Origin of the sequence: Streptomyces sp. CRCS-T-1 (genome assembly GCF_024442335.1) — a bacterium.
In the GTDB taxonomy this organism is placed as follows: Bacteria; Actinomycetota; Actinomycetes; order Streptomycetales; family Streptomycetaceae; genus Streptomyces; species Streptomyces koelreuteriae.
Window position 1 is genome coordinate 8,326,836 of the sequence record NZ_CP101651.1, and the last position, 22,573, is coordinate 8,349,408.

Annotated in this window: 26 protein-coding genes; 13 read left to right on the forward strand and 13 right to left on the reverse strand. The window is 71.8% G+C overall.

Going from position 1 to position 22,573, the window contains the following annotated elements:
* Positions 1-11: 11 nt before the first annotated feature.
* Both NNW99_RS37640 and NNW99_RS37645 read left to right on the forward strand, forming a co-directional pair.
* On the forward strand, positions 12-1,376 hold the full coding sequence (locus tag NNW99_RS37640; RefSeq protein ID WP_215124600.1) for a PI-PLC domain-containing protein: 1,365 nt from the start codon (positions 12-14) through the stop codon (positions 1,374-1,376).
* A gap of 42 nt (positions 1,377-1,418) precedes the next feature.
* Positions 1,419-2,336 (forward strand): oxidoreductase, encoded by a 918-nt coding sequence (locus tag NNW99_RS37645; protein WP_215123884.1) that lies wholly within the window; start codon positions 1,419-1,421, stop codon positions 2,334-2,336.
* Here NNW99_RS37645 and NNW99_RS37650 read toward each other — a convergent pair.
* Together NNW99_RS37650 and NNW99_RS37655 are read right to left on the reverse strand one after the other, a co-directional pair.
* Positions 2,333-2,791 carry a pyridoxamine 5'-phosphate oxidase family protein gene (locus tag NNW99_RS37650; RefSeq protein ID WP_215123885.1) on the reverse strand — a complete coding sequence of 153 codons (459 nt, stop codon included), beginning with the start codon at positions 2,789-2,791 and terminating at the stop codon, positions 2,333-2,335. The two genes, NNW99_RS37645 and NNW99_RS37650, sit on opposite strands and share 4 nt — an antisense overlap.
* A 62-nt stretch (positions 2,792-2,853) precedes the next feature.
* On the reverse strand, positions 2,854-3,255 hold the full coding sequence (locus NNW99_RS37655) for a tautomerase family protein (RefSeq protein ID WP_215123886.1): 402 nt from the start codon (positions 3,253-3,255) through the stop codon (positions 2,854-2,856).
* 128 nt (positions 3,256-3,383) lie between these two features.
* Here NNW99_RS37655 and NNW99_RS37660 point away from each other — a divergent pair, with 128 nt between their 5' ends.
* Together NNW99_RS37660 and NNW99_RS37665 are read left to right on the forward strand one after the other, a co-directional pair.
* Positions 3,384-3,776, forward strand: coding sequence for a VOC family protein (locus tag NNW99_RS37660; RefSeq protein WP_215123887.1), 393 nt, complete (start codon positions 3,384-3,386; stop codon positions 3,774-3,776).
* 46 nt (positions 3,777-3,822) lie between these two features.
* On the forward strand, positions 3,823-4,902 hold the full coding sequence (locus NNW99_RS37665) for an adenosine deaminase (protein ID WP_215123888.1): 1,080 nt from the start codon (positions 3,823-3,825) through the stop codon (positions 4,900-4,902).
* Here NNW99_RS37665 and NNW99_RS37670 read toward each other — a convergent pair.
* Positions 4,884-5,399 (reverse strand): DUF664 domain-containing protein, encoded by a 516-nt coding sequence (locus NNW99_RS37670; protein WP_215123889.1) that lies wholly within the window; start codon positions 5,397-5,399, stop codon positions 4,884-4,886. The two genes, NNW99_RS37665 and NNW99_RS37670, sit on opposite strands and share 19 nt — an antisense overlap.
* 41 nt (positions 5,400-5,440) lie before the next feature.
* Positions 5,441-6,325 carry a LysR substrate-binding domain-containing protein gene (locus NNW99_RS37675; RefSeq protein ID WP_215123890.1) on the reverse strand — a complete coding sequence of 295 codons (885 nt, stop codon included), beginning with the start codon at positions 6,323-6,325 and terminating at the stop codon, positions 5,441-5,443.
* Between the two features lie 120 nt (positions 6,326-6,445).
* Between NNW99_RS37675 and mgrA the strand changes: the two genes are divergently transcribed.
* Positions 6,446-7,438: an L-glyceraldehyde 3-phosphate reductase gene (mgrA, locus tag NNW99_RS37680; RefSeq protein ID WP_215123891.1), complete on the forward strand. Its 993-nt coding sequence runs from the start codon at positions 6,446-6,448 to the stop codon at positions 7,436-7,438.
* Between the two features lie 55 nt (positions 7,439-7,493).
* Here mgrA and NNW99_RS37685 read toward each other — a convergent pair whose 3' ends face one another.
* Positions 7,494-7,781, reverse strand: a complete 288-nt coding sequence (locus NNW99_RS37685) for a DUF1905 domain-containing protein (RefSeq protein WP_215123892.1) — start codon at positions 7,779-7,781, stop codon at positions 7,494-7,496.
* A gap of 344 nt (positions 7,782-8,125) precedes the next feature.
* On the opposite strand from NNW99_RS37685, the gene NNW99_RS37690 reads away from it, so the two are divergent.
* Genes NNW99_RS37690 through NNW99_RS37705 form a run of 4 tightly spaced genes read left to right on the forward strand, consistent with a single transcriptional unit; the run spans position 8,126 to position 13,162 of the window.
* A complete protein-coding gene (locus NNW99_RS37690) occupies positions 8,126-8,536 on the forward strand; it encodes a hypothetical protein (RefSeq protein ID WP_215123893.1) in 411 nt (136 codons plus the stop codon).
* A 46-nt stretch (positions 8,537-8,582) separates the two neighbouring features.
* On the forward strand, positions 8,583-10,913 hold the full coding sequence (locus NNW99_RS37695) for an FHA domain-containing protein (RefSeq protein WP_215123894.1): 2,331 nt from the start codon (positions 8,583-8,585) through the stop codon (positions 10,911-10,913).
* A gap of 9 nt (positions 10,914-10,922) precedes the next feature.
* A complete protein-coding gene (locus NNW99_RS39275) occupies positions 10,923-12,179 on the forward strand; it encodes a hypothetical protein (RefSeq protein ID WP_370869186.1) in 1,257 nt (418 codons plus the stop codon).
* Complete coding sequence (locus NNW99_RS37705) at positions 12,176-13,162, forward strand: serine/threonine-protein kinase (protein ID WP_215123895.1); 987 nt, start codon at positions 12,176-12,178, stop codon at positions 13,160-13,162. Before NNW99_RS39275 ends, NNW99_RS37705 begins: the two co-directional genes overlap by 4 nt.
* A 22-nt stretch (positions 13,163-13,184) precedes the next feature.
* Here NNW99_RS37705 and NNW99_RS37710 read toward each other — a convergent pair whose 3' ends face one another.
* Positions 13,185-14,483: a streptophobe family protein gene (locus NNW99_RS37710; RefSeq protein WP_215123896.1), complete on the reverse strand. Its 1,299-nt coding sequence runs from the start codon at positions 14,481-14,483 to the stop codon at positions 13,185-13,187.
* A gap of 349 nt (positions 14,484-14,832) precedes the next feature.
* Here NNW99_RS37710 and NNW99_RS37715 point away from each other — a divergent pair, with 349 nt between their 5' ends.
* Complete coding sequence (locus NNW99_RS37715; protein WP_370869187.1) at positions 14,833-15,810, forward strand: DUF6777 domain-containing protein; 978 nt, start codon at positions 14,833-14,835, stop codon at positions 15,808-15,810.
* A 1-nt stretch (position 15,811) separates the two neighbouring features.
* Here the strand turns inward: NNW99_RS37715 and NNW99_RS37720 are convergent, their stop codons facing one another.
* From NNW99_RS37720 to NNW99_RS37730, 3 genes are read right to left on the reverse strand one after another with little or no spacing between them, the layout of a single operon-like run.
* The gene (locus tag NNW99_RS37720; RefSeq protein ID WP_215123898.1) at positions 15,812-16,228 is read right to left on the reverse strand and encodes a PRC-barrel domain-containing protein; all 417 of its coding nucleotides are present in this window, start codon (positions 16,226-16,228) and stop codon (positions 15,812-15,814) included.
* Positions 16,225-16,809 (reverse strand): PRC-barrel domain-containing protein, encoded by a 585-nt coding sequence (locus NNW99_RS37725; RefSeq protein WP_215123899.1) that lies wholly within the window; start codon positions 16,807-16,809, stop codon positions 16,225-16,227. Before NNW99_RS37725 ends, NNW99_RS37720 begins: the two co-directional genes overlap by 4 nt.
* Positions 16,806-16,946, reverse strand: coding sequence for a hypothetical protein (locus NNW99_RS37730; RefSeq protein WP_215123900.1), 141 nt, complete (start codon positions 16,944-16,946; stop codon positions 16,806-16,808). The genes NNW99_RS37725 and NNW99_RS37730 overlap by 4 nt, the downstream gene beginning before the upstream one ends.
* 187 nt (positions 16,947-17,133) lie before the next feature.
* On the opposite strand from NNW99_RS37730, the gene NNW99_RS37735 reads away from it, so the two are divergent.
* Complete coding sequence (locus NNW99_RS37735) at positions 17,134-17,598, forward strand: ATP-binding protein (RefSeq protein WP_215123901.1); 465 nt, start codon at positions 17,134-17,136, stop codon at positions 17,596-17,598.
* A 210-nt stretch (positions 17,599-17,808) separates the two neighbouring features.
* On the opposite strand, the gene NNW99_RS37740 is transcribed toward NNW99_RS37735, so the two are convergent.
* Positions 17,809-18,693 carry an RNA polymerase sigma factor SigF gene (locus tag NNW99_RS37740; protein ID WP_215123902.1) on the reverse strand — a complete coding sequence of 295 codons (885 nt, stop codon included), beginning with the start codon at positions 18,691-18,693 and terminating at the stop codon, positions 17,809-17,811.
* A 276-nt stretch (positions 18,694-18,969) separates the two neighbouring features.
* On the opposite strand from NNW99_RS37740, the gene NNW99_RS37745 reads away from it, so the two are divergent.
* Positions 18,970-19,362 (forward strand): RodZ family helix-turn-helix domain-containing protein, encoded by a 393-nt coding sequence (locus NNW99_RS37745; protein WP_215123903.1) that lies wholly within the window; start codon positions 18,970-18,972, stop codon positions 19,360-19,362.
* 21 nt (positions 19,363-19,383) lie between these two features.
* Here the strand turns inward: NNW99_RS37745 and NNW99_RS37750 are convergent, their stop codons facing one another.
* The 3 genes from NNW99_RS37750 to NNW99_RS37760 all read right to left on the reverse strand — a co-directional run bounded on the left by NNW99_RS37750 (position 19,384) and on the right by NNW99_RS37760 (position 21,946).
* Positions 19,384-19,986 (reverse strand): ClpP family protease, encoded by a 603-nt coding sequence (locus tag NNW99_RS37750; RefSeq protein ID WP_215123904.1) that lies wholly within the window; start codon positions 19,984-19,986, stop codon positions 19,384-19,386.
* A complete protein-coding gene (locus NNW99_RS37755) occupies positions 19,986-20,627 on the reverse strand; it encodes an ATP-dependent Clp protease proteolytic subunit (protein WP_215123905.1) in 642 nt (213 codons plus the stop codon). Before NNW99_RS37755 ends, NNW99_RS37750 begins: the two co-directional genes overlap by 1 nt.
* A 107-nt stretch (positions 20,628-20,734) precedes the next feature.
* Complete coding sequence (locus NNW99_RS37760) at positions 20,735-21,946, reverse strand: epoxide hydrolase family protein (RefSeq protein ID WP_215123906.1); 1,212 nt, start codon at positions 21,944-21,946, stop codon at positions 20,735-20,737.
* 125 nt (positions 21,947-22,071) lie between these two features.
* On the opposite strand from NNW99_RS37760, the gene NNW99_RS37765 reads away from it, so the two are divergent.
* Positions 22,072-22,551, forward strand: a complete 480-nt coding sequence (locus NNW99_RS37765; protein ID WP_215123907.1) for a VOC family protein — start codon at positions 22,072-22,074, stop codon at positions 22,549-22,551.
* Positions 22,552-22,573 lie beyond the last annotated feature (22 nt).

The window sequence follows — 22,573 nt, forward strand, 5'->3', positions numbered from 1 at the left end:
CCCTCATGCGTCTGCGCACCCCCCACGCCCTGCTCGCCACGACCGCCGCGCTGGCCGCCGCGGTCGTGGCCCCACCGCCCGCCACCGCCGCCGCTGTTCCGGCCCCGGGCGCGTACTACGTCCAGAGCGCCACGACCGGGCTCAACGCGGCCGACAGCGGCGGAGCGGTCGAGCAGCACAGACCCCGCGGCAACGAGGACCGCCAGCAGTGGCGGCTGAAGGCGAACGGGTCCTCCTCCCTCCTCGAGAACACCGACACACCGGGCACCTGCCTCGGCCGCAACGGCGACCAGGCCGCGACCGTCGCCTGTACGAGCGCCGACGCCGCCTGGGAGATCGCCCCGGCCGGCACCGACCGCTACACCCTCAAGGCCCCGGGCACCGCACGCCATCTCACGGTGGCCCCCAAGCCGTCCGACGCCACCTACCCCGCCCGGCTCGCCGTCGGCGGGGCGGGCGACCTCGCCGCCTGGTACCTCACCCCCGTCGACCCCGCCACCAACCCCATGCCGCCACAGGACCAGCGCACCCTGGACCAGGTCACGTTCCTCACCGCGCACAACGCCTACGCCAACGGCGTCGACGGCGGCTTCGCCCCGCCCTTCATCAATCTCGTGCCCAACCAGAGACGCGGCATCGAGCGGCAACTCGCCGACGGAGTCCGCGGATTCATGCTGGACATCCATCAGACCCCGGACGGCGCGATCCTCTGCCACAACAGCTGCACCCTGGTCAGCAGGCCGGTCGCCCTCTGGGTCGACCTCCAGCGCATGGTGGACTTCCTCAAGGCCCACCCGGACCAGTTCGTCACCGTCTTCCTGGAGGACTACGTCGACCCGGGCGTCCTGCGCGCGGAACTCGCCCGGGTCAACGGCCTGTCGGACGTGCTGTACCGGCCCGACCGCACCGGCGTACGGCAGAACGGCTGGCCGACGATGGCGGACCTGGCCGCCGCCGGCGACCGGCTGCTGATCTTCACCGACCACAGCCGCTCCGCCGACCAGGCGGCCGGCCTGACCCGGGACAGCTTTGGCGTCATGTACCAGCGCGAATGGACCGTCGAGAACTACTGGTCCATGGGCTCGGGCCTCGGGACCTCCGACTGGTCCTGCTACAGCCGCTGGTACGACGCCGGCACCAACATCCCGCTGACCCGCACCGAACCCGGTTTCCGGCCGCTGTTCGTCATGAACCACTTCCGTGACGCCGGGATCACCTCCACCGCCACGACGGACAACACCAAACTCGCCGACCGAGCACAGCGGTTCTGCCGGCCGGCGGCCCGCAAGAAGCCCAACTTCCTCGCCGTGGACCACTACGACCTCGGCAACCCGGCCTCCGCCGTCGCCACCCTCAATTCGTACACGTATCCGTAATACCCCCGCACCGGTCCGCGCCGCGTGTGTGAGACTCCGCCGATGAACTCACAGACGATCACCGCGGACGCCGCCGGCACCTGGAAACTCGGCGACCTGCCCGTCCACCGCCTCGGCTTCGGCGCGATGCGGCTGACGGGCAGCGCCGCCTTCCACCACGGCACACCGAGCGACCGCGACCGGTCGATCGCCGTCCTGCGCAAGGCGGTCGACCTCGGTGTGAACCACATCGACACGGCCGCCTTCTACTTCTCGTCATTGCGCTCCGCCAACGAGATCATCAACAGCGCGCTGGCGCCGTACCCCGACGACCTGGTCATCGTCACCAAGGTGGGACCGCACCGGACCTACGACGGGCAGTGGGGCACCTCGGCACGCCCCGAGGAGCTGCGCGGCCACGTCGAGGAGAATCTGCGCCAGCTCGGCCGCGACCATCTGGACGTCGTCAACCTGCGCCGGATGCCGAAGTGCGACTCGATCGCCGAGCACTTCGGGGCCCTCGCGGAACTCCAGGACGCGGGCCTGATCCGGCACCTGGGGGTCTCCAACATCGAGCCCCGCCACCTCGCCGAGGCGCGGGCCATCGCGCCCGTGGTCTGCGTGCAGAACCGGTACGCCCTCGACCGTCCCGACCCGGCGGCCGACGAACTGCTGCGGATCTGCGGCGAACAGGGCATCGCCTTCGTGCCGTTCTACGCCGTCGCCGGCGAGAGCGGGGAGCACGGAGCCACCATCGCGCACGACGAGGCAGTGCGAGCCGTGGCCCGCGCCCACGGTGCGAGCCCCGCGCAGATCCGCCTCGCCTGGACGCTGCACCAGGGTCCGCACGTCCTCGCCATCCCCGGCACCGGCAACCCCGACCACCTCGCGGAGAACGTGGCGGCGGGTGCGATCCGCCTCACCGCCGAGGAACTGGACCGGCTGAGCGCACCCCGGCAAAGGGCCGGGGTGACCGGCTAGACCGCCCAGACCCCGTCCCGCATGAGATGCCTGCGGGGCAACTCGTGCTGCTCGCACCACGCCTGCACCGCACGCGGCCGTACCCGGAAGAACGCGTACGACGCGTGGTCCTCGCGCGGATCCCAGCCGGTCTTCGCACGGAAGGCCTCGGCCGCGGCGGGCGGCACCTCGGCGGACGGGAAGGTCTCCACGTCGCCGTCGACCAGCACGACATCCCGGGTGTCCCCGAGGGCCAGCCGCGTGCTCCGGCCGTCCCGCAGATTGCGGCCGGTCGGATTGGTCAGCCGGGTGCACAGCCACACGGCCTCGTCGTGCCACACGAACCACAGCGGGACCAGACACGGCAGCCCATCGGTGTCGGCCGTGGCGACCCAGATGTCGATTTCCCGCTCCAGCCGGACCAGCAGGTCCGCCTTGCGCCGCGCGGGGGTACGAGGTGGCTCGGTGATCTTCATGGGTGGGACGCTAGCGGCCGGACCGTGGGTGCCGCCTCGGGCTGCGGTCGTAGGCCGAGGGCCTAGGCCGTGTCTGCCGGGACATCGAGGTACTGGGCCAGCCCCTCGCCCAGCGACCAGTCGGCCGACTCGTTCTCCGTCAGGGCCACGAAGACGTTCCTCGGCTCGGTGCCCGCGTACGCCTGGGCGAGCTCGGCGATTCTCCGGTACAGCGCCTGCTTCCGCTCGGGCGAGCGGCCGGAGCGGAGGGTGATCGCGACGTAGACGATGCCCTCGTCGCGGGACACGCCGAGGTAGTCGTCGTACCGCAGCGTGCCGCTCATGCCGTCGTGGTCCCGAAGGATCTGGAACCGGTCGTCGGGCGGAATGCCGATCGTCTCCCGCAGGGCGTCGTGGACGGCACGGCCGATCGCGGCGAGGCGCTCGGGACCGGCGCGGAGCGTGTCGATGCGGACCAAGGGCATGGGGCCTCCGGGATGGTGCTGGACCAGGAGTGTACATACTAGTAGTTACAGTAGTGCGGGATGTGACTGGCGTCCGGAGAGTTTTACGTATAACCTCTCCCGTCAACCGCACGCTCCGAGAGGTCCCGATGAGTCGTATCGCCCTGGTCACCCTCGTCGTCGACGACTACGACGAGGCGATCCGCTTCTACACCGAGGCCCTCGGATTCCGGCTCGTCGAGGACGCGCCCCGGCCCGACGGATCCCGCTGGGTCGTCGTCGAACCCGGTGCCCCGGGAGCCGGTGGCGGTCTGCTGCTCGCCCGCGCCAAGGGGGAGGCGCAGGCCGCCCGGGTCGGGGACCAGACCGGAGGGCGGGTCGGGTTCTTCCTGCACACCGACGACTTCGCCCGCGACCACGCCCGGATGACCGCCGCGGGCGTCACCTTCCTGGAGGAGCCGCGGCACGAGCCGTACGGCACCGTCGTCGTCTTCCAGGACCTGTACGGCAACCGCTGGGATCTCCTCCAGCCCGTCGGCTGACCCCTCTCGCTCCGCTTCGAACCGCCCGCTCAAGGAAAGACCCGCCATGACTGCTACGCGCGTAGACGACGCACTGATCCGCCGGCTTCCGAAGGCCGTGCTGCACGACCACCTCGACGGCGGCCTGCGCCCCGCCACCGTCGTGGAGCTCGCGGACGCGGTCGGTCACACCCTGCCCACCACCGACCCCGACGAGCTCGCCGCCTGGTACTACGAGGCCGCCAACTCCGGTGACCTGGTGCGCTACATCGCCACCTTCGAGCACACCCTCGCCGTCATGCAGACCCGCGAGGGCCTGCTGCGCACCGCCGAGGAGTACGTCCTGGACCTCGCCGCCGACGGCGTCGTCTACGGCGAGGTGCGCTACGCCCCCGAGCTGAACACCAACGGCGGGCTGACCCTCGCCGAGGTTGTCGAGACGGTGCAGGAGGGCCTCGCGGCCGGTATGGCGAAGGCCGCGGCCGCGGGCACCCCGGTCCGCGTCGGCACCCTGCTGTGCGGCATGCGGATGTTCGACCGGGTGCGCGAGGCCGCCGACCTGGCCGTGGCCTTCCGGGACGCCGGTGTCGTCGGCTTCGACATCGCCGGCGCCGAGGACGGCTTCCCGCCCGCCGACCACCTCGCTGCCTTCGAGCACCTGCGCCGCGAGAACGTGCCGTTCACCATCCACGCCGGGGAGGCCCACGGCCTGCCCAGCATCCACCAGGCCCTCCAGGTGTGCGGCGCCCAGCGCATCGGGCACGGCGTGCGCATCACCGACGACATCCCCGACCTCGCGGCGGGCAAGCTCGGCCGTCTCGCCGGCTGGGTGCGCGACCGGCGCATCGCCCTGGAGATGTGCCCGACCTCCAACCTCCAGACCGGCGCCGCGACCTCCATCGCCGAGCACCCGATCACCCCGCTGAAGAACCTCGGCTTCCGCGTCACCCTCAACACCGACAACCGGCTGGTGTCGGGCACGACGATGACCCGCGAGATGTCCCTGCTGGTGGAGCAGGCGGGCTGGAGCGTCGAGGACCTGCGCACGGTCACGGTGAACGCCGTGAAGAGCGCGTTCCTCCCCTTCGACGAGCGCAACGCCCTCATCCGGGACGTCGTGCTGCCCGGCTACGCAGCCGCGCTCTGAAGGAGTCCCCGCAGGTAGGCGGCCTGTCCGATGTGCTGGAGGTCGTCGGACAGGACGCTGACCAGCCGGACCCCCAGGGTGACCGGCGGGTCCCAGCGCTCGTCGACGACGCGCTCCAGATCCTTGGCGGCCAGGCCGCGCAGGGCGGTGAGGCTCTGGTCGTGCACGGCGTCGTAGTAGCCGGTCAGCAGTTCGCCCGAGTCGACGCGGACCTTGGCGACCTTGGCGGGGCTGTGGCCGTAGCCCGTGTCGTGGCGGGGCAGGCCCAGCCCGAAGCGCTTGTCCCACTCCTGGGAGAGCCACACCTGATCGAGGCCGAAGGCATCGGCGAGGTGGTCGTCCTGGACGCGGGTGAGGTGCCAGACCAGCCAGGCGACGGAGTTGGCGTCGGGGGAGGGGCGGGCGGCCAGTTCGTCGGGCCCGAGACCCTCGACGGTGGCGTGGACTTCTTCCCGGATCCGGTCGTAGCCGTCGATGAGGATGTCCTTCGCATGCATGGCTCCACCATGGCGCATCGCCGCTCGGCGTGCGCCCCCGCTCAGGCTCCGCTGGTCTCCAGCAGCCCCATCAGCGCCCGGGCCGCCGGACTGGTGGCCTGCGGAGGTGGCAGCAGGGCCACCGTCTCGTACACCGCCTCGCCGGTGCCCTTGACGGGCAGCGCGGTCAGGGAGGCGCGCTTGTGCGCGAAGTGCCGCGGCACCACGGCGACGCCGAGGTTCTCGTCGACCAGGTCGAGCAGGGTGTGCACGTCGTTCACCTCCAGGGCCACGGTCCGCCGTACGCCCGCTGCGGCGAACACCGTGTCGGTGCTGCGGCGCGGCCCCCAGTCCGGGTGGAAGTCCACGAACACCTCCTTCCCCAGCTCCTCCGGCGTGACGGCCGCCCCGGCGGCGGCCAGCCGGTGACTGGAGTGGCACAGCAGCGTCATCGGCTCGCTGGTCAGCGACACCGACCGGAGCTGGTCGCTGTCCTCCTGCGTGCGCACGGCGAAGGCCAGGTCGAGCCGGCCCGCCGCGACGTCCTCGGCGAGGGCCCCCGACCCGGCCTGCCGCAGACAGATCTCCACATCCGGATGACGGTGCCGGAACGCGGCCAGCAGCCCCGCCACATGCACCCCGGCGATGCACTGCTCGCTGCCGAGCGCCAGCATGCCGCGCAGCACGCCCTGCACCGCAGCCACCGCCTCGTGGGCCGTCCGCACCTGCGCCAGGATCCGCTCCGCCTCACCGAGCAGCGCCCGCCCGGCCGGGGTCAGCGTCACCCGGCGGGTCGTCCGCACGAACAGGGGCGTCTGCAGCTCCCGCTCCAGTGCCCTGATCGAGGCCGACAGGCCCGACTGGGAGACCAGGAGGCGTTCCGCCGCCCGGGTGAAGTGCTGGTCCTCGGCGACCGCGACGAAGTGCTGCAAGTGGCGCAGTTCCATGACTGAGAAGCGTAACCGCTGAATTCCATCGGATTCTTCTGTTGGACGCATGGGAGCAGGTCACGCCAGAGTGGACACCGGTTTCATCCGACCGTCCCGGCCAACCCCTCTGGAGTCGCGTTGTACACCGCACACCCCGACCGCTACGCGGACATGCCCTACCGGCGCACCGGACGCAGCGGCCTGAAGCTCCCCGCGCTCTCACTCGGTCTGTGGCACAACTTCGGCCCGGACCGATCCGTCGAGACCCAGCGCGCCATCCTGCGCCGCGCCTTCGACCTCGGCGTCACCCACTTCGACCTCGCCAACAACTACGGACCGCCGCCCGGCTCCGCCGAGTCCGCGCTGGGCGGGTTCCTGAAGTCGGACTTCGCGGCGTACCGCGACGAGCTGGTCATCTCCACCAAGGCCGGCTACCTGATGTGGCCCGGCCCGTACGGCGAGTGGGGCTCGCGCAAGTACGTGCTGTCCTCGCTGGACCAGAGCCTTGAGCGGATGGGCCTCGACTACGTCGACATCTTCTACTCGCACCGCCCCGACCCGGACACTCCGCTGGAGGAGACGATGGGCGCCCTGCACACGGCGGTGCAGCAGGGCAAGGCGCTGTACGTCGGTGTCTCGAACTACTCCGCCGAGCAGACCCGCGAGGCCGCCCGCATCCTGGGCGAGCTGGGCACCCCGCTCCTCATCCACCAGCCGCGCTACTCGATGCTGGACCGCCGCCCCGAGGACCAGGGCGTGCTGGACGCCCTCGACGAGCTCCAGGTCGGCTCCATCGTCTTCTCCCCGCTGGAGCAGGGCCTGCTCTCCGCCCGCTACCTCGACGGCATCCCGGAGGGTTCCCGGGCCGCGAGCGACAGCCCGTTCCTGAACTCCGACGCGCTCACCGAGGACCTGGTGGGACGGCTGCGCGACCTGAACGACATCGCCAAGTCGCGCGGCCAGACCCTGGCCCAGATGGCGCTGGCCTGGGTGCTGCGCGGCGGCCGGGTCACCTCCGCGCTGGTCGGCGCGAGCAGCGCGCAGCAGATCGAGGACAGCGTCGGCGCCATCCGCAACCTGGACTTCGACGCGGACGAGCTGGCCCGGATCGACGCGATCGTCAAGCAGTAGCGGTCTCCCCGGCCGGGGGCGGTCCCCGCCCCCGGCCGGGCCGTCCAGGAACCGTCTAGGAGCTGATCCGCTCCTCCAGGCGCACGGTCACCGTGTCGCCCTCCTCCTTGCCGATGGCCTTGCGGATGTCGGCCTTCACGGGCAGCTTGTGCGTGCCGTCGCCCAGCGCCATGAACGAGCTGCGGAACGGATGCCCGTCGATCGTCCCGCGGACCTTGACCAGGCCGCGGGTGCCGAAGAACTCGACGGACCGGGGCCAGACCAGATAGGTCCAGCCGCCCTCGGCGGGGCTCCTGCGCAGGACCGCGGTGAACTCCGCGTCCAGATCTGTGGTCGTGGCCATGGCGTCCTCCGGTGCTCGGCGGCCTCTCCTCCATCAGACCGCCGGACACCGGAGAACTCATCGCCCCGCACGTCCCAGTCGGCGCCCGGTGGGCCGTGCCCGCTGGTCAGGGCCCGGATCACCGCACGTGGCGAACCCGGCACGACCCACCCTGCCGGGTTTCGGCCAACTCGGGCTGTGAATATGCCAGGAGAGTGGCCGGAAAGTCGTGGTGACAGTGATTCAGCAGTGAACATACTGACCAGCGAGAGCGCTTTCACATCCAGCGACGGTGTCCTCACGCACAGCACGCGAGCCGCGGTGGAGTGAGTCCGGCAGGCGGGCAGGGCAACGGGGGAGGTCACGTGCACGACGAGTTCCTGTGTCACGTCACTGCGTACGGGGTCTGCGACGGCCGCCGCATCGGAGTCCCCCTGGGAACCTACCGGGCGCCCACCCTCGCCCTCGCCCTGTGGTGGCTGCGCGACCGTGCCTCCTGGATCGCCCAGCGTCTCGACCCCCAGCCCGACGCCGAGCACTTACCGCCGGGCGCGCTCGTGCCGGTCGCCGCCACCGTGCCCGACGTGCCCACACAACTGCGCGCCTGGTGCGCGGACCCCGGCCACCAGGAGCGGGTCGCCGAGGAGTTGGCGGCCGGACGGCTGGTGCGCATCGCCACCAGCGACGACACCACCGAGTACGAACTGCTCGCCGAGTCCGTGGACGCCCTGCGGATGCAGCGGACGGCCTCCGGCCTGGGCATCCCCGTGGCCTGACCCGCTCGCAGAGGCACACACCAGGCAAATCGGTAGAATCTTGGTCATGGCGCAGTCGTCGGTAGCACCAGAACTCGTCCTGGAGACCGAGACGGGCTCCACCGTGATGATTCCGGGTCACGACTACCACGTCGGACGCGACCCGTTGAGCGATGTCGTCATCGACGACGACCGGGTCTCCTGGCACCACGCCGTGCTGCGGCCCACCGACGGCCACTGGACCCTCGAGGACGAGAACAGCACCAACGGCACCTACGCCGAGGGCCGCCGCGTCCACGAGTGGGACGTCGGCCCCGGCACGGTCATCCGCTTCGGCAACCCGGCCGACGGACCGCGCGTGGTCCTGCTGGGCCGCCCCGCACCGGCCCCGGAACGCCCCTCCGCCGTCTCCATGCCCGCGGCCACCGGCACCTACAAGCAGCCCACCACCGTACGGCCGCTGCCCGCCCGCACCGTCCGCATCGGGCGCGCCACCGACAACGACCTGGTCATCGACGACCTGGTGGTCTCCCGCCGGCACGCCGAGCTGCGCGCCCTGCCCGACGGCACCTACCAGATCACCGACCTGGGCAGCCACAACGGCACCTACCTCAACGGCAGCGCCGTCACCAGCGCCCCCGTCGGCCAGGGCGACATCGTCGGCATCGGTCACTCGGTGTTCTGCCTCGTCGGCGACGAACTCCAGGAGTACGTCGACACCGGCGAGATCTCCCTCGACGTCCAGGACCTCGCGGTCACCGTCGACCGGGGCCGCAAGACACTGCTGGACCATGTGTCGTTCCCGGTGGGGGAGAAGTGCCTGCTCGCCGTCGTCGGCCCGAGCGGCGCCGGAAAGTCCACGCTCCTCAACGCCCTCACCGGCCAGCGGCCCGCCGACCACGGCACCGTCCTCTACGACGGCCGCGACCTCTACCGCGACTACGCAGAGCTGCGCCAGCGCATCGGCCTCGTCCCGCAGGACGACATCCTGCACGCCCAGCTGACCGTCCGCAAAGCCCTCTCCTACGCCGCCGAGCTGCGCTTCCCGCAGGACACCGCCAAGGCCGAACGGCGTGCCCGGGTCGACGAGGTGATCCGCGAACTGGGCCTGGAGGAACGCGTCGACCAGCCCGTGCACAGCCTCTCGGGCGGCCAGCGCAAGCGCGTCAGCGTGGCCCTGGAACTGCTGACCAAGCCGTCGTTGCTCTTCCTCGACGAGCCGACCTCCGGCCTCGACCCCGGCATGGACCGCTCGGTGATGCACATGCTGCGCGGCCTCGCCGACGACGGCAGGACCGTCATCGTCGTCACCCACAGCGTCCTCAGCCTGGACGTGTGCGACCGGCTCCTGGTGCTCGCGCCCGGCGGGAAGATCGCCTACTACGGACCGCCCGAGGACGCCCTGGCCTACTTCGGCTTCGAGCAGTGGCCCGAGGCCTTCGAGGCCTTCGAGCGGGACAAGGACCGGGACTGGGCGGGGGACTACCGCACCTCGCCGTTCCGGGACCACTACGTCGCCGAGGCCACCGCCCAGCCCCGGCAGCCCCGGTCCGGGCCCGTCGTCATCACCGCGCCGCCCCGGCCGCGCAGCCGGTCCGCCCAGCTCGGCACCCTCGTGCGCCGGTACGCCTCCGCGCTCAGCGCCGACCGCACCTTCCTGATCATCATGATCGCCCTGCCGTTCGTGATGGGCGTGATGGCGCGGGCCCTGTCGGGCGGCAAGCTGACCTTCGACACGGCGATGAACACGCTGCTCATCCTGTGCGTCGGCGCGGTCCTCACCGGCGCCGCCAACGCCGTGCGCGAACTCGTCAAGGAACGCGTCATCTACCAGCGGGAACGCACGGTGGGCCTGTCCAGATCGGCGTACCTGATGTCGAAGGTCGTCGTCCTCGGCGTCATCACCGTGCTCCAGGCGGTGGTGCTCACCCTGGTCGCCCTGCTCGGCGTGGACCTCGGCGCGCCCGGCGGCGAAGGCGTGCTGATGCCGCCCCTGGTCGAAATCGCGGTCGCCGTCGCCCTGTTGGCGTTCACCGCGATGATGCTGGGGCTGCTCATCTCGGCGCTGGTGCGCAAGGAAGAGGTGACGATGCCGCTGCTGGTGCTCGTCGCCATCGTCCAGGTCGTCTTCTGCGGTGCCCTGCTGAAACTGGACGGCGTTCCCGGACTGGAGCAGCTCGGCTGGCTGGTGCCGGCGCGCTGGGCGCTGGCCGCGATGGCCGGGACCGTCGGGCTGGCCCGGATCGTGCCCGACGAGCTGACCAAGGATCCGCTCTTCGAGCACTCGGCGGGCATGTGGCTGCTCGACGTCGGGATGCTCGTCGTGCTGTCGGTGCTCTTCGGCTTCCTCGTCTCCCGGCTGCTGCGCCGGCACGAACCGGCCGTGATGCGGAAGTAGGGAGCGACTGTGACGACTCCCGGTTTCCGGCCCACGCACGTCGTCCCGCAGCACGGGATGCCCGCCTGGGAGGCACCCGACCCGGCCCGGCCCACCGTCGACCTCGATCCCCTGCTGCCGGTGCAGCTCGTCGAGCGGCAGGGCGACTGGGGGCATGTGCTGTGCTTCAACGGCTGGTCGGCCTGGGTCGACGGCCGCCGGCTGGTCGCCGTACCGCAGGATCCGCCCGCCGCGGACGGGCCGCTCACCCGGACCGCCGACTCGCGTCCGCTGCTGACCCGTGCGCAGGAGGCCCTGGCGCGCTACCGGTCCGCGGTGGAGGACCTCGCGGGCGGCCTCGACCGGGAGTCCTTCCACGCCCGCACCCACGGGCTGCGGATCGGCGTCGTCGTCGACGGCGAGTCGGTGTGGCTCTACGACGCCGCGCACGGGCACTGGGTGTACGCGGAGGGCACCCGGGCGACCCCGTACGCGGCGGACGAGACCCCGAGCTCCCGCCCGGAGCCCCGACCGTCCGAGCCCCCGGCCCCGACACCCACCCCGACGCGGGTGGTGCCCGCGGACGCGGCAGAGGAGCCGCCTCGGGCAGAGGGGCCGCCCCGGGCCGACGAACCGTCCCGTGTCGAGGAGCCGTTCCGGGCCGAGGAACCGCCCACGCCGGTCGTTCCTCCTGAGCCGACGCGGGTGGTGTCGCCCGAGGGACCTGAGCCGGCGCGTGCCTGGCCGCCTGAGGCGCCTGAGCCGACGCGTGTGGTGTCGCCGGAGGCGTCTGAACCGGCGCGTGCCGCGCAGCCTGAGGCGCCCGAGCCGACGCGGGTGGTGGCTTCCGAGGCGCCGGAACCGGCGCGTGCCACGCCGGTCGTTCCGCCCGACCCGACGCGGGTGGTGTCGCCCGAGGGACCTGAATCAGCGCGTGCCGGGCCGCCTTCGGCGCCTGAGCCGACGCGGGTCGTGTCGCCCGAGGGCCCTGAACCGGAGCGTGCGGCGCAGCCCGAGGCTCCTGAGCCGACCCGCGTGGTGGCTCCCGAGGCTCCTGAGCCGACCCGCGTCGTGTCCGCCGATGTCCCCGAGGCCACCCGGCTCGTGGCACCCGAGGAAGCCGAGGGAGGCGCCCGTCCCGCGGCCGCCCCGCCCACCCGTGTGGTGGCTCCCGACGAGGCGGAGGAAGAGCAAGAGGGACCCGACAGCCCCGCCGAGGCGCCGCCCACGCGCGTCGTGGGGTCCGAGCCCACCCGGGTCGTTTCGCCTGAGGGTGACACCCGTTGACCCGCGAGACGAGCCTGTTCTCGGGGCGGCCCTCCGAGCTGCTCGGGCAGCAGATCGCCGGGTACCGGATCGAGAAGGAGATCGGCCGCGGCGGCATGGCCGTGGTCTACCGGGCCCGCGACCTGCGTCTGGAACGCACCGTCGCCCTGAAGCTGCTCGCCCCCGAACTCGCCCGCAACGACACCTTCCGGCGCCGCTTCACCCACGAGTCCCGGGCCGCCGCCGCGATCGACCACCCGCACATCGTGCCGGTCTTCGAGGCCGGTGAGACGGACGGCGTGCTGTACATCGCCATGCGATACGTCGTCGGCAGCGACCTGCGTCATCTCCTCGACCGGGAGGGCCCGCTGTCACCCGCCACCACCCTGCGGATCGCCGCCCAGGTCGCCTCCGCGCTCGACGCCGCCCACGACCACGGCCTGGTGCACCGGGACGTGAAGCCCGGCAACATCCTGGTGGCCCGCGGCACCGACAGCGACCACCCCGAACACGCCTACCTCACCGACTTCGGACTGACGAAGAAGTCGCTGTCGCTGACCGGCTTCACCACCGTCGGCCAGTTCGTCGGCACGCTCGACTACGTCGCCCCCGAGCAGATCTCGGGCCGCCCGGTCGACGCCCGCTGCGACGTGTACGGCTTCGGCTGTGTCGTCTACGAGATCCTGGCCGGCCATCCGCCCTTCCGCCGGGACGACGACATGGCCCTGCTGTGGGCGCACCAGTACGACGAGGCCCCGCCGCTGACCGAGGCCCGGCCGGACCTCGCCGCGCAGGCCGACCCCGTCCTCGCCAAGGCCCTCGCCAAGAGCCCCGACGACCGGTACCCGTCCTGCCTCGCCTTCGTCGCCGCCCTGCGCGCCGCGACGACCGGCGGCGCGCCCGCCGCCGGACACACCCCCACCCGGGCGGGCCGGGGGCCGGGGGAGGAGGGGCCGAAGCCGCCGCCGCGCTGGGCCGAACCGGTCTTCCGGCAGCGGATGTAGCGCGAGACGCAGCGCCCCGGCGTCAGCTCTCGCTGTCCGAGCGGACCTCACCCCGGCGCCGTACGTGCCGCGCCAGCAGCGCTCCGGCGAATCCGGTCACCAGACCCCAGGGGACGGCCAGGCCGACGGCTCCCCACAGCCGGGGTCTGAGGAAGAGCTCGCCCCCGAGTCCCCCGCCCAGGTCGCCGATGCCGAGCACGGACAGGCCGTAGTGCGCGGAGATGCGTCCGACGAGGCAGATCATGAACACCGTGAGCATGAGGGCGACCGCCATGTGCACGGCGTGCTGCCACGCCCGCACCCGGGCCGGTGAGCGGGCCGCCATCACGAACGCGGCGGCCAGCAGCAGCACCACGTCGATGACCAGCAGCCACCACACCCGGCCGTCGTGCTCGGACAGCGTCCGCAGATTCAGCTCCGAGATGTCGGGGGTACGCAGCACCTCGTCGAGCACCTGCGGCATGGGCAGCCCGAACGGCCCCTCCACCCGGCCGGTCCAGGTCGCGCCGAGCCCGATCGTCAGCGCCATCCACACCAGATTGGGCATGCCGAGCAGAATCACGGCGAACGTCTCCGCCGCATGGCCCCGCGTCGCCGCGACGACCAGTGCGATGACCACGCCGATGACGACATACGCCAGCAGCAGGGCGACCATCGCGTACGCGGCCGGCCGCACCGACGCCTGGAAGCGCAGCAGTCCGGCCGGCAACGGGGCGCCGCGCGACACCAGCAGGGCCAGCACCAGCACACCGGCCAGCCACACCAGGCCGACGAACACGGACAGCGGAACGTCGGTGGTGAAACCGATCTTCGGCGAGGCACCGAACAGGTCGCCGAGTTCGCCCAGCTCCTGGTCGCCGAGGGAGATCTCGAACGTGTGGCGGGCGGCGAGCGTCAGACCGATCAGGGCGAGCAGCCACAGGGCCGCGATCCTGGCGGCCCAGCCGGCCAGCTCCCTGGCTTCGGCGACCGCGCGATGGCGCAGCGGCCGCAGGAATCCCCAGGCGATCACCAGCGCCCCGGTCAGCGTGACGGACAGCGGGATCACGGTCAGTCCCGCCTGCGTGTCGGCGAAGTCGCCGGCGCTTCCGGAGAGCTTCACCGTGCCCCCGACGGCGGTGACCACGGTCGCCATGACGACCGGGGCGAACGCGCCGTCCGGCAGGTCCGCCGCCCCTGCGGCCCACAGGCCGAGCGTGGCCACCACCATCATGGCGAGCAGCCCGCCGAGCACCGTGACGAGGGCGTGCACCCAGCCGTGCCGGGCGACGGCCCGCGCGCCGGAGGTACGTGCCTGGCCGGAGGAGGTGCGCGAACTCACGCTGCCACGCTAAGCAGCGCCCGCGCCGGGCGCCCGTCGGGAGGTCCGTCCGCGTCGGCTTGCGGGCCGTACGGGACCGGGGCACACAATGAACTCGTAACGGAAGAAGCGGTATATACCAGGACTGATCCAGGACTGATCGCCTCGGGTGTGCGCAGGCCGTACAGAACCCACGTCGGGAGAAGAGCTCGTGAGCGTCGAACCGCCGTCGTCCGGTCGCCCCACAGGACCTCCCTCGGGCCCGCTGTCGGGCCCCTCCCAGCCGCCCTCGGGAGGCGGCGGCCCGCCCTCCGAACCCCCGAGCGGGGGTGGTGAGCCGCCGGAGCCCCGCCGCCCGTGGTGGGGCTCCGTGCCCCGGGTCGCGCTGATCGCCGGCGCGGTGGTGGCCGCCGTGGTCCTGGCCGTGGTGTTCACCCGCCCCGACGGCGGCACCGGCGCGTCCGACGGAGGGACCGGCACCTCCGACGGCGACGTGCTGCTGCAGCCCGCGGCCGACACCGGCCCGGACCCGTTCACCGACTCGACGGCCAAGGAGAGTTCCGCCCCGTCGGTCACGCCGACGCCCGCCGGAACGGCTTCGCCGAACACCGTCCGGGCCGTACGGGGCGGAACGCCCGGCCTGTACGGCGGCACCCGCAACGTCGCCAGTTGCGACGTGGAGAAGCAGATCACGTACCTCAAGGGGGCTCCGGACAAGCAGCGCGCGTTCGCGTCGGTCCAGGGCATCGACCCGTCCGAGGTCCCCGCCTACCTGCGCTCGCTCACCCCCGTGCAGCTGCGGATGGACACCTGGGTCACCAACCACGGCTACCGCAGCGGCCGCCCCACGCAGTACCAGGCCGTCCTCCAGGCGGGCACGGCCGTCCTCGTCGACGACCGCGGTGTGCCCCGGGTGCGCTGTGCCTGCGGCAACCCGCTGAGCCCGCCGGCCCCCCAGCAGAAGAAGACGACCGGAGAGAAGTGGCCCGGGTACAAGGCGTCTGACGTCGTCGAGGTCAGGCCCGCCGAGGAGCCGGTCGACGTCTTCGTCATGTGCGAACCCGACGGCGAGTGGTTCAAGCGCGACAAGGGCGACACGGGCGAGAACGACCGCAAGACCTCCCCGCCGAGCAAGCCCACCCCGTCGGCCGACGTCTCCACACCGACCGACGCGACCTCGTCGCAGCCGACCACGAGCGAACCGCCGACGACGGAGACGACCTCTGAATCGCCGACGGACCAATCGCCGCCCGCGGACGACTCGCCGCCCCCGCCCGGGGACGGCACGGGCGAGGACACCGGAGGCGGCACCGTGGGTGACACGACGGACCAGGCCCCGGCCTCCTGAGTCACCCGGCGCGGACCACCAGGGCGTAGTCCCCGAGCCCGAGCAGCCGACCGGCCGGCACATCGCCCTGGGCGGTGACGACCGCCTCGACGCGGCCGGTGTCCGGTTCGAACGCGACGTCCTGGACCGTGCCGAGCCAGTCGCCCGTCTCGGTGAGGATCCTCAGGCCCGGCAGCTCGTGGTGCCGCGGGACCTCGGCCGGGGCGGCGGCGGAGCGCACGAGCACGGCGTCCGGGCCGAGGGCGTGCAGAGCACCCCAGGCCAGCACGGTCTCCTTGCGGGAGCGCCTGCCCCGCACCCGGACATGCGTGACCACCCCGGCCGCCGCGTCGACCGTCAGCGAATTCACGACGCCGAGTTCTTCCGCCTCGGCCAGGGTCAGCACCGGCAGGCCCCGCGCCTGCGAGAACAGCATCATGACGGCGTCCCCTCGTGCCCCTGCCGGAAGGCACCCACCCGGGCGACGAAGGCCGGCAGGTCGTCGGCGACGTAGCGGGTGGCGTCCGCCGGGATGACCAGGGCGCGGCCGGAGACCGCCAGCGTCTCCCCGCGCGGCACGTACACCCGGTGCCGGCGCCGCCGGGTGCCCTTCACCAGCGCCTTGGCCGCGGCGATCCGGAATCCCACGACCCGGCCGCTGGTGCCGCCCTCGACGACGACGTCCAGCACCGTGCCGACCTCGGCGCCCTCGTCGGTCAGCACCTTGGCGTGCAGGACCCGGCCCTGCTGGGCCTCGCGGCGTGCCACCACGACGGGCGTGTCCGCCAGGGCGCCGGCGTCGACGATCATGACCGCGTGGGGGCCCAGCGCGTGCACCGCCGGCCAGGGCAGGCTCTGCTTCAGCGGGCCCGAGAGCAGACCCCGGCCGCTGAGCGTGAACCCGGTGATCCGTCCGGCCGCGGCGTCGAAGACGGTGTCCTTGATCTGGGCGACGGCGTCGCCGCCCAGGGTGACCACCGGCAGGGTCGTCAGGCTCCGCGCCGCCATCAGCTGGTTCATCGGAGGCCCTTCCCGCCGGGCCGGCGCCGGACCGCGATGACCCTTCCGGACCGCCGGCCGGCCTGCACGGCGAGCGTCATCGCGACGACGCCGACGAGCACCGCGAGCACCACGACCACCCATATCCACCAGGCCACCGCACACCTCCGGCGATCGGCCCGGCCGCCCTCGGCCGGTCCTGATTCCCGAGTGCCCCGCGCTCGGGGGAGAATGCCCCGGGTGTGAGACGGACGAAAAACGTGTCAGGACTGCGAAGCCCGGCTCGGGGTACGAGCACTGGTGCAGAGCGTCCGGCCAGTCCGGCTTCTTCCCAGAAAGAAACAAATGATCGACCACCTGGACGGGGCAGTGATACCGACTGGTTTCGACGTGCCCGTGGAACCGCTGAGGCGGGCGGCACACTACACAGGCGAGCAGGGATGCATCGCCGAGGCGCGGTCCTTCGCCGCGCTCTTCCTGGATCAGCTCAGGACCGAGTGGTGCGCGAGCATCGACGACCGGGCCGACGGCGCGGTGCAGCTCGTGGTCAGCGAGCTGGTCACCAACGCCGACCGGCACAGCAACGGGCCGTACATCCTTGAGCTCGTGGGCACGGACACCGCCGTGACCGTGTCGGTCTACGACAGCAGCTCAGCCCTGCCCCGCATCTTCCCACGCAACCCGGAGCGCGTCGGCCGGCACGGCCTGGAGATCGTCCACGCGCTCGCGGAGCAGGTCAGCGTGGAGCGGGTGCCGGTGGGCAAGCGGGTACGCGCCGTGCTGCCGCTCGCCGGGGCGACCGGCGCCTGAGCGGTAGCCGTCGGCAGTCGTCAGCTTGCCAGCCTGAGCCGACCGGGTGAAGCCTCCCCCGGACGGCGCTCGCGCGCCATCGAACGTCATTGGACCCGACACCGTCGCGGTGCCACAACAGCCCACACAGTCGCGGGTGCCGTCCCACTCCCGCATGGGGGACAGCACCCGCTGGTCTCGCCGGTATGCCCGGCCGGTCCGCCGACTGTGTCAGGCGCAGCCGAGCTCGCCCAGCATGCCCTGCCGCAGCCGGGTGATGATCCGCTTGATCAGACGCGAGACGTGCATCTGCGAGCAGCCGAGCTCCTCGCCGATCTCCGCCTGGGTGGCCTCCTCCACGAACCGCATGTGGATGATCTGCCGGTCGCGCTCGCTGAGCTCCGCCATGAGCGGGGCGAGCGAGTGGAAGTCCTCCACCAGCCGCAGCCCGTTCTCCTCGACACCGATGAAGTCGGCCAGAACCGCCTCGCCGCCCTCCGGGCCGTCGCCGGTGAGCGCGGCGTCCAGCGAGGACGAGTTGTACCCGTTCGCGGCGATCTGCCCCTCGACGACCTCGTTCTCGGAGATGTTCATCAGCGTGGCCAGCTCGGCGACGGTCGGCTCACGGTCCAGCCGGCTGGCGAGTTCCTCACGGGCCTTGGCCAGCTCCACGCGCAGCTCCTGCAGCCGCCGCGGCACATGCACCGCCCAGGTCGTGTCCCGGAAGAACCGCTTGATCTCACCGACGATGTACGGCAGCGCGAAGGAGGTGAACTCGACCTCGCGCGACAGCTCGAACCGGTCGATGGCCTTGATCAGACCGATCATGCCGGTCTGGACGATGTCCTCCATGTCGTCGCCGCGGCCCCGGAAACGGCCGGCCGCGAAGCGCACGAGCGACATGTTCATCTCGATGAGCGTGTTGCGCGCGTACTGGTACTCGTGCGTGCCCTCTTCGAGTTCCGTCAGGCGCTGGAAGAACTGGCGGGACAGCGCCCTGGCGTCCCGCGGGGCCACGGACCGCGGGTCCACGACCGGCAGTGCTCCGTCACCCGTCCCGGCCTCGGCGTTCTCCCCGGCGACCTCTGCCTTCGACCGGATCACGGCGGTCTCCATTACCTCTCCCCACGAAGTCACGGCTACATCTGCCTAGGTCCTTCCGGGTTGCGGGTACCCGGCCAGGCGCAACACATGCCCCCGAATGCCGAGCGGACGGAAAATCGGTGGAGCATGGCATTCCGGTCCGCCCATGCTCACCCGAACGGCCGACAGGGGGCAAGAGGCAGGACGCGGCCCGGCAGGCGGAGTCAAACCGGCGTGCCCTCCCGGGATTCCACCGAGGGCGGAACGCCGGACCCTTCCCCTGGCGGCCGGCGCTCCTAGGCTGGAGCGGTGACCAACCTTGTGCCGAACGAAGCCCGCGTCATCCCCCTGCGCCCGCAAGGTGCGAGCCCTCCGGCCCCCGCCGTGAAGGAGCCGCTGTGGCGCGACCTGGTCGGCGACGTCCTGCGCCGTGAACGCCTCGCGCAGGAGCGCACGTTGAAGGACGTCGCCGACGAGGCACGGATCTCCATGCCGTATCTGTCGGAGGTCGAGCGCGGCCGCAAGGAGGCCTCCTCGGAGGTCCTCGCGGCCGCCGCCCGCGCCCTCGGACTGAGCCTCGGCGACCTGCTGTCGAGGACACAGGGCGAACTGACCCGCGTCACCGCGCGGTACACGGGCGCCCCCGGCCGCCGCCGGGCGGCGGCCCCGTCGTCGCACGACGGAATGTGCCTGGCCGCCTGAGTCCGCCTGCCGGCCGGCGCCTCAGACCTGCACGAGGCGCCGGCTGAGCACCTCGTCGGCCAGCCCGTAGTCCACCGCCTCCTGCGCGCTGAACACCTTGTCGCGGTCCATGTCGGCCCGAAGGGTCGCCACCTCGTGGTGGGTGTGCCGCGCCAGCACCTCCTCCACCTGGGAGCGGATCCGCACCATCTCCCTGGCCTGGAGCGCCAGGTCGGAGACCATGCCGCGCTGTCCTCCGCTCGCCGGCTGGCCGAGCAGCACACGCGCGTGCTCCAGCACGAACCGCCGCCCCGGGTCCCCGCCCGCCAGCAGCACGGCCGCCGTGGAGGCCGCCTGCCCGACACAGAACGTCGAGATCGGCGCCCGCACGTACGACATCGTGTCGTAGATGGCCATGAGCGAAGTGAACGATCCCCCGGGCGAGTTGAGGTAGATCGCGATCTCGCTCTCCGGGGACGAGGACTCCAGATGGAGAAGCTGCGCGATGACGACGTTGGCGACACCGTCGTCGATCTCCGTGCCGAGGAAGATGATCCGCTCGGACAGCAGCCGGCTGAACACGTCGTAGGACCGCTCGCCCTGCGGGGTGCGCTCGACGACGTTCGGAATCGTGTAGGTCCCCATCACTGCAGCCCCATCCTGCGTCGGCCGGCCGTCGGGCGGACGTCCGCGAGGGACTCCACGACCCGGTCGACCATGCCGTACTCCTTGGCCTCCTCGGCCGTGAACCAGCGGTCCCGGTCGCCGTCCCGGGAGATGGTCTCCTCGCTCTGGCCGGTGTGCTCGGCGGTGAGCCGCTCGATGGTCCGCTTGGTGTGCTCCAGGTTCTCCGCCTGGATCTCGATGTCGGCGGTGGTCCCGCCGATTCCGGCCGACGGCTGGTGCATCATGATCCGCGCGTTGGGCAGGGCGTAGCGCTTGCCGGGCGCGCCGACGCTGAGCAGGAACTGGCCCATGCTCGCGGCGAAGCCCATGGCCAGGGTGGAGACGTCGTTGGGGATGAGCCGCATCGTGTCGTAGATGGCGAGGCCCGCGTGCACCGCCCCGCCGGGGCTGTTGATGTACAGGCTGATGTCGGTGCGCGGGTCCTCGGCGGACAGGATCAGCAGCTGGGCGCAGACCCGGTTCGCGGAGACCTCGTCGACCTGGGTGCCCAGCAGCACGATGCGCTGTGCGAGCAACTGGGCGGCCAGCTGATCGTCGAAGCGGGTCGGGGAGGTGTCGCCCTCCTCCGCCCGCGGGGCGAAGGCCGTGTGTGGAGTCATCGGTTCTCCTGGTGGTCGGGGATGCTCTCGACTCCACTGTTGACCTCGAACGACGCCGTTGTGCGGATTCTCTGCCCGCGGCAGATTCGCTACGGGCAGAGCGGGCGTCAGCCCTTCTCGCGCAGCTGCCGGAAGAACGCCCGCACGTCCTCCACCAGCAGGCCCGGTTGCTCCATGGCGGCGAAGTGCCCGCCCCGGTCGAACTCCGTCCAGCGGACGATGTTCTCCGTCCGCTCCGCCTTGTGGCGCAGCGGGATCTGGGGGTCGCCGGAGAAGGACGCCACCGCGGTCGGCGCGCTGGAGGGCTCGTGCGGGGCGGCGATCCGCTCGCCCCGGGCGTGGGCGCGCTCGTAGTAGACCCGGGCGGACGAACCCGCCGTGCCCGTCAGCCAGTACAGCATCACGTTCGTGAGCATCAGGTCCCGGTCCACGGCCTCCTCGGGCAGCTCGTCGGAGTCCGTCCACTCCCGGAACTTCTCGACGATCCAGGCGAGTTGGCCCACCGGCGAGTCCGTGAGCGCGTAGGAGAGGGTCTGCGGCCGGGTGGACTGCACATGGAAGTAGCCCGTCCCGTCGCGCGACCACTTCTCCCACCGGCGCCAGGAGGTGAGCGTGCGCTCCCGTTCCGCGGGACTCAGCGCGTCCAGCTCTTCGGCGGTCGGCTCGGTGGTGGCCTGGCCGCCGGGCAGCAGATTGAGGTGGACGCCGGTGACCCGGCCGGGGTGGACTCGGCCCAGCTCGCGGGAGATGGCCGCGCCCCAGTCGCCGCCCTGGGCGCCGAACCGCTCGTAGCCGAGGCGCGTCATCAGCTCGGCCCACGCGTCCGCGATCCGGCGCGCCTCCCAGCCGGTCTCCCGGGTGGGTCCGGAGAACCCGAAGCCGGGGATGCTCGGCAGCACCACATGGAAGGCGTCGGCCGGATCACCGCCGTGCGCGGCCGGGTCCGTCAACGGCCCGACGATGTCGAGGAACTCGACGATCGACCCCGGCCATCCGTGCGTGACGACCAGCGGGGTGGCGCCCGGTTCGGGGGAGCGGATGTGCGCGAAGTGCACCCGCGCGCCGTCGATCTCGGTCGTGAACTGCGGCCACGCGTTCAGCCGCGCCTCCGCCGCCCGCCAGTCGTACGAGTGCCGCCAGTACCGCACCAGCTCGCGCAGATAGCCCGACGGAACGCCGTATGTCCATCCCACCCCGGGCAGCTCGTCGGGCCACCGGATCCGGTCGAGACGGTCGTAAAGGTCGTCGAGGTCGCTCTGCGGGATGTCGATACGGAACGGACGGAGACTGCTGCCGCTGTCAGCGGGCGAAGACGTCATGACCCGGGATGCTAGTTCCGAACGGTGTAACGGCCACCTGAATTTGCCGGCCGGTCCACCGATGAGTTCCGGGGCGAGCGCCGGTCGACAGTGGTGACAGCGTTCCACGCGCCCAGGAGGTACCCATGGCCACCGACGGTTTCACCACGTGTCTCTGGTACGACGACCAGGCCGAGGAGGCCGCCCACCACTACGTCTCGATCTTCAAGAACTCCAGCATCGGCGACGTCGCCCGCTACCCCGAGGGAACACCTCACCGGGCGGGCACCGTCATGACCGTCGAGTTCACGGCCAACGGCCACAAGTTCCTCGCGCTCAACGGCGGCCCTCAGTTCAAGTTCACCGAGGCGGTCTCCTTCATGATCTTCTGCGCGGACCAGGAGGAGATCGACTACTACTGGACCAAGCTCACCGAGGACGGCGAGCCCGGACCCTGCGGCTGGCTCAAGGACAAGTACGGAGTGTCCTGGCAGGTCGTCCCCGACCGGCTCCAGGACATGATCACCGACCCGGACCCGGCGAAGGTGGCCCGGGTGACCGAGGCGTTCATGGCGATGACCAAGTTCGACATCGCGACCCTGGACCAGGCCTACGCGGGCGAGTGACGCCCCCCGGTCAGGGGGCAGA

Bases quoted from the DNA above. Each gene is read 5' to 3' on its own strand.
- NNW99_RS37685 (WP_215123892.1), bottom strand. From the start codon at position 7,781: ATGGCCACGACCACAGATCTGGACGCGGAGTTCACCGCGGTCCTGCGC.
- NNW99_RS37645 (WP_215123884.1), top strand. From the start codon at position 1,419: ATGAACTCACAGACGATCACCGCGGACGCCGCCGGCACCTGGAAACTC.
- NNW99_RS37660 (WP_215123887.1), top strand. From the start codon at position 3,384: ATGAGTCGTATCGCCCTGGTCACCCTCGTCGTCGACGACTACGACGAG.
- NNW99_RS37695 (WP_215123894.1), top strand. From the start codon at position 8,583: ATGGCGCAGTCGTCGGTAGCACCAGAACTCGTCCTGGAGACCGAGACG.
- NNW99_RS37675 (WP_215123890.1), bottom strand. From the start codon at position 6,325: ATGGAACTGCGCCACTTGCAGCACTTCGTCGCGGTCGCCGAGGACCAG.
- NNW99_RS37665 (WP_215123888.1), top strand. From the start codon at position 3,823: ATGACTGCTACGCGCGTAGACGACGCACTGATCCGCCGGCTTCCGAAG.
- NNW99_RS37720 (WP_215123898.1), bottom strand. From the start codon at position 16,228: ATGATGCTGTTCTCGCAGGCGCGGGGCCTGCCGGTGCTGACCCTGGCC.
- NNW99_RS37750 (WP_215123904.1), bottom strand. From the start codon at position 19,986: ATGGGGACCTACACGATTCCGAACGTCGTCGAGCGCACCCCGCAGGGC.
- NNW99_RS37765 (WP_215123907.1), top strand. From the start codon at position 22,072: ATGGCCACCGACGGTTTCACCACGTGTCTCTGGTACGACGACCAGGCC.
- NNW99_RS37725 (WP_215123899.1), bottom strand. From the start codon at position 16,809: ATGAACCAGCTGATGGCGGCGCGGAGCCTGACGACCCTGCCGGTGGTC.
- NNW99_RS37755 (WP_215123905.1), bottom strand. From the start codon at position 20,627: ATGACTCCACACACGGCCTTCGCCCCGCGGGCGGAGGAGGGCGACACC.
- NNW99_RS37740 (WP_215123902.1), bottom strand. From the start codon at position 18,693: ATGGAGACCGCCGTGATCCGGTCGAAGGCAGAGGTCGCCGGGGAGAAC.
- NNW99_RS37735 (WP_215123901.1), top strand. From the start codon at position 17,134: ATGATCGACCACCTGGACGGGGCAGTGATACCGACTGGTTTCGACGTG.
- NNW99_RS37655 (WP_215123886.1), bottom strand. From the start codon at position 3,255: ATGCCCTTGGTCCGCATCGACACGCTCCGCGCCGGTCCCGAGCGCCTC.
- NNW99_RS37760 (WP_215123906.1), bottom strand. From the start codon at position 21,946: ATGACGTCTTCGCCCGCTGACAGCGGCAGCAGTCTCCGTCCGTTCCGT.
- NNW99_RS37670 (WP_215123889.1), bottom strand. From the start codon at position 5,399: ATGCATGCGAAGGACATCCTCATCGACGGCTACGACCGGATCCGGGAA.
- NNW99_RS37650 (WP_215123885.1), bottom strand. From the start codon at position 2,791: ATGAAGATCACCGAGCCACCTCGTACCCCCGCGCGGCGCAAGGCGGAC.